At 68.3% G+C, this 4183-nt stretch carries 6 protein-coding genes; 2 read left to right on the top strand and 4 right to left on the bottom strand.

All coding sequences use genetic code 11. The annotated features are described in order from the left end of the window. The 3 genes from NTX40_11090 to NTX40_11080 form a co-directional block, all read right to left on the bottom strand. A partial coding sequence (locus NTX40_11090; protein ID MCX5649619.1) for a sugar phosphate isomerase/epimerase occupies positions 1 to 184 on the bottom strand: 184 nt, incomplete at its 3' end. A 15-nt stretch (positions 185 to 199) separates the two neighbouring features. Continuing rightward, the gene (locus NTX40_11085; GenBank protein ID MCX5649618.1) at positions 200 to 1711 is read right to left on the bottom strand and encodes a hypothetical protein; all 1512 of its coding nucleotides are present in this window, start codon (positions 1709 to 1711) and stop codon (positions 200 to 202) included. Then, on the bottom strand, positions 1711 to 2439 hold the full coding sequence (locus NTX40_11080; GenBank protein ID MCX5649617.1) for a glycosyltransferase family 2 protein: 729 nt from the start codon (positions 2437 to 2439) through the stop codon (positions 1711 to 1713). Before NTX40_11080 ends, NTX40_11085 begins: the two co-directional genes overlap by 1 nt. Before the next feature lie 138 nt (positions 2440 to 2577). Here NTX40_11080 and NTX40_11075 point away from each other — a divergent pair, with 138 nt between their 5' ends. Then, positions 2578 to 2817, top strand: coding sequence for a type II toxin-antitoxin system HicB family antitoxin (locus tag NTX40_11075; GenBank protein MCX5649616.1), 240 nt, complete (start codon positions 2578 to 2580; stop codon positions 2815 to 2817). 4 nt (positions 2818 to 2821) lie between these two features. Further along, positions 2822 to 3058, top strand: coding sequence for a type II toxin-antitoxin system HicA family toxin (locus tag NTX40_11070; protein ID MCX5649615.1), 237 nt, complete (start codon positions 2822 to 2824; stop codon positions 3056 to 3058). Between the two features lie 69 nt (positions 3059 to 3127). On the opposite strand, the gene NTX40_11065 is transcribed toward NTX40_11070, so the two are convergent. After that, positions 3128 to 4183 (bottom strand): hypothetical protein (locus NTX40_11065; protein ID MCX5649614.1); only part of this gene is annotated, 1056 nt, incomplete at its 5' end.

The following is a 4183-nucleotide window of genomic DNA, read 5'->3' as shown; positions in this document are numbered from 1 at the left end:
GGCCCAGCGAGCGGACGCGTTCGGCCAGGCGTTTGCCGGTTGCGGCAAGTTCCGGGCCCGGGTAGGCGTGGGGGGCATCGGCGAGGATCTCGACGGCGCGGTATCCGGCCGCGGCGATCCGCTCGCACGCCTCCGCCAGCCGATGTTTCGTGTACGCATTCGTGCTGAAGGCCAGTTGGATCATGGGGCGCTCCTCGTTTCATCGCGCGATGCGCGACGCCCCCCGGTAAAACGCCGCCAGATCCTCCGGCGGATACAGGCAAAACGGAAACTCACGGTTCCTAAGAATATCATTGTACCGCGCGTAGCGTTGGATGCGATGAAGTTCTTCTCGGGCGGCGTCGGGCTGCTCCGGCGCGAGGGCGAGGAGCCGCCCGTTGATCTCTCGCACGCGCTGCCAGACGTGCCGACGTTCGTCGCGCGTCGCCCCGCGCGTCGCGACGAGTCGTTTCTTTTCCTCGATGAGCGCCTTGGCCTCGCCGCCCCGGCGGGCGCGCTCGGGCAGCATCCGGTCGGGGTTGTAACGCCAATCGCGGACCGCCCGCTGCGCGGCCGAGAGGTCCGCGGGAGTCGCGGGGAAAGTTTCGAGCGGCAAATGGACCGTGGCCGAGGCAAGAATGATTTCCGGCGGACGGACGCCGAACAGACGCTCGATGATCGCGTCGGTGATCTGGTCGTAGAGCGCCCCGCCGACGCCGTGAATGAAAACGTCGCCCACCGCCAGGCGGACGAAGAGCGTCATCGAAATCGCGCGGGGGCGAATTTTCCAGCCGCTTCGGCGAAGGCCCGCGAGCCGCTCGGCGCCAGCGGCCGGGTCCGCCAGGTCCGCCGGGCCGAGGCGTCCGACGGGTTCGTCCTCGGCGGCGAGCGCCAGGCCGCCCCCAGGCATCGGCTCGACCCAGAGGCGCCGGCGCGGCTCGCCCGCGCGCCAGACCCAGTAGGGGAGTTCGATGCGTCGTCCGTCACGCGCGAGGTCCGGCACGGGCTGGGCGGGGCTCCGCTCGCGGTACACGCGCCGGAACTCGGCGAGCGCGTCGTTGTAGGCGGCAAAGAAGTCTTCGCACCGCCGGAGCATCGCGGCCACAAACAAGAGAAACGCCGATGTGTCGGAAAGCGCCGAGACAGGCAGTTCCAGGTTCGCCAGGCCCAGCCTTTCCTCCAACCGCCGTCGCCCGACGACGAACGCTTCGCCGAGACTCGCGGGCTGTTCCTCGAACGGGAGGCCGGGCGCGTGGGGGGCGAACTCGACCTCAACGGTGCGGACTTCCTCGCCGACCGCCAGGTCCGAGGCCCCGCGCGCCGGCAGGCGGAACCGCTGGGCATGGGCCTCGTCGTTGTCGACGTTGAGGTTCAGCGCGACGCCGCCGGCCGCCGACGCCAGTTCGCCCGCCAGGAAGTTCTTGATCCAGACGCCGGGATGGAACGGCCGAGGCTGATGGCCGGAAAGGATGACCGGCATCGGCTCGCGCCACTCGGGGGCGGAAAAATTCCAGCGCGCGGCGTAGCGGCGCGCGAGGGCGAGGACCTCGGCCCTCGCCGCCGCGCGAAACTCACGGAATCCCGGCGCGCCGGGAGCCAGGTCGAAGCGGTAGGAGGCCAGCAGGCGGGAGTTACGCCGGACGAGGGCCGGGAGCGCCGCGGGCTCGGGGCGGATGAGCGCCTGCCGGTCACCGCGGGGCACACGCAATCGCCGGCGCTCGATGGGGCTCATCAGGCGACCCCCGCGCAGGCGCCCTTTTCGGCCGCCCAGGCCACGAGTTCACGGTCCAAGACGTCGAGGTAAAGGCGAAGGCGCCGGCGCGGGTCGTCCAGGCCGCCGCGAAAGTGCCGCGACGGATCCACGTAGACGAGCGTGATGGGAATCTCGCGGACGCGCAGGCCCGCCCGCGCCGCCTGGATCCAGAACTGAAGCGGCATGGCGTAGCCCGTCTCCGTCAGGTTCAGACGCGCAAGGGCCGCGACGCGGTAGGCCTTGAACCCGCAGAACGCATCCGTCAGGCGGTAAGGCGTCGCGCGGGCGAGGACCTGGGTGATGAGGACGTTGATGGCGCGGCGTTCTTCGGGGACGGGCGTCTCGCGAAGCGACTGGGGAAGGTAGCGCGAGCCGGAGAGAACGTCGGCCTGGCCGCGCGCGGCCTCGTCGAGGAAGACGCGGATGGCGGCGGGGTCGTGCTGCTCGTCGGCGTCGAGGGTGACGATCCAATCGAAGTTTCGGCAGGCGGCGATGTGAAAGGCGTCGAGGAGGCTCTGGCCGTAGCCCTCGTTCGTCTCGTGGTGGTGGACCTCGACGAAGGGGTGTGCGTCGAGGATCTCGGCGCTACGGTCCGTGGAGCCGTCGTTGACGGCGAGGACCTCGGGCGAATACTTGACGACCTCGGCGAGGACCCGCTCGAGGTGCTTTTCCTCGTTATAGACCGGGATGGCGATGAGTGCGCGCAAGCCGCCCTGCCCTTTCCTCGGACCATGGTAGGCGTGGAAGCGGGGTGCGTCAAGGCGAGGGGCGCGGGCGCGATCGCCCGATTAGGGCTTGCTCTCCGGAGGTCACCGAGTATGATACACACGAAGGAGGTGTGTGTCATGGCCAAGGTATTGCATCTGACGGCGGTTATTTGGCGCGAGGGGAAACAGTTCGTCTCTCGGTGCCCGGAGATCGGAGTGGCTTCTTACGGCAAGACGCCGGCGGCCGCGCGCGAAGCGCTTCAAGAGGCTGTGGAACTCTGGATCGCGAATGCGCGGAAACTGGGCATTCTGAATGAGATCCGGCCGTCGCTGGAGATGAAGGAGCGCTACACGACTCCTCTGGAAGTGGCTGTCTAAAGCCATGGTCAAACTTCCCTCGCTGTCGTCACGTCAGGTCGTCCAAGCCCTTCGCCGGGCGGGGTTCGTGGAGGCGCCGGACCGAGGCAAAGGAAGTCACCGCGCCTTCTATCGCATGGATTCGTCGGGGCGCCCGCGACTCGTCATCGTGCCGCAGGGCAAGGACATTCCTCACGGGACGCTGCGGGCGATTCTCGAGCAGGCGGGCCTCGCGCGCGAGGAGTTCGTGCGGTTGCTGTAGGCGCCTGGCGGGACCCCTCACCCCATCGGCGAACGGCGAAGCGGCACACTGCTCGCGCACCTCAATCACTCACTTGTTGTGGGCGAAGTATTCGCGCACCAAGGATTCCATGAGTTCGGCGCGTCGGCGGTAGAGGCGTTTGGGTTTGCGCGGCGTCCCGGCGGGGACGCGGACAGCCACGTTGGCCAGGTTCATGGCCTCGACCAGCGGGCCGGCGTAGGTAAAGTTGGACTTCGGATAGTCCCACGGTTGTTGGCCGCGGCAGGCGACAAGCAGTTCCTCGCGGTGTCCGATGGAGTTGGGGATGCGCTCGATGGTCTTCATCTGGCCGCTCTTGAACTCGTTCATCCTGGCGGTCGGGATGAGGTGCAGCCGGTCGCCGTAGTCGCCTTCCACAACGAGTTTGCCCTTGGTGCCGATGAACAGGCTGCCGGTGCCGGGCAGTTGGCGCTTGTCGGCCGCCAAGGCGTCGTCATTCTTGATCTCATCGGGCACCTCGGGCTTCAGGCCCGATTCGTACCAGTACGCGGTGAAGCCGGGCCGCTTGAACGGCGAGTCGGCGGCGCTGGGGCCGAATTCCCACTTCACGAGCATCTGCCTCGGGAACGTGTCGGTCCCCAGGTCCACCACCCTGATGGGCTCGGCCGACAGCGGAGCCCGCGGGTCCAGCGACCACCACACGCAGTCCCAGGTGTGGCAGCCCATGTCGCCCACGGCGCCGCAGCCATAATCGAACCAGCCGCGCCACTTCCACGGGGCGACCGGGCTCTCGCCCTTCTCGTTCACAAAGAACTTCTTCTCGGGGGCGACGCCGAGCCAGGCGTCCCAGTTGAGGTTCTCGGGCACCGGGCCTTCCTTGAAGGGCCCGAGTTTGCCCTGCGGCCAGACCGAGCCGGCCCGGTTCGTCCAGGTGTGGACCTCCTTGACGTCGCCGATGACGCCGGCGCGGATCCACTCGACCACGCGTCGGTTGCCCTCGTTGGCGTGGCCCTGGTTGCCCATCTGAGTGGGGACCTTGTGCTTGCGGGTGGCCTCGGCCAGGGTGCGGGCCTCCCAGATGCCGTGCGTGAGGGGCTTTTCGCAGTAGCAGGCCGCGCCGCGGATGATGGCCGAGTAGGCGGCCGG

The organism is Planctomycetota bacterium (assembly GCA_026387035.1).
GTDB lineage: Bacteria > Planctomycetota > Phycisphaerae > FEN-1346 > FEN-1346 > JAPLMM01.
This window is presented reverse-complemented; position numbering and strand designations above follow the sequence as displayed.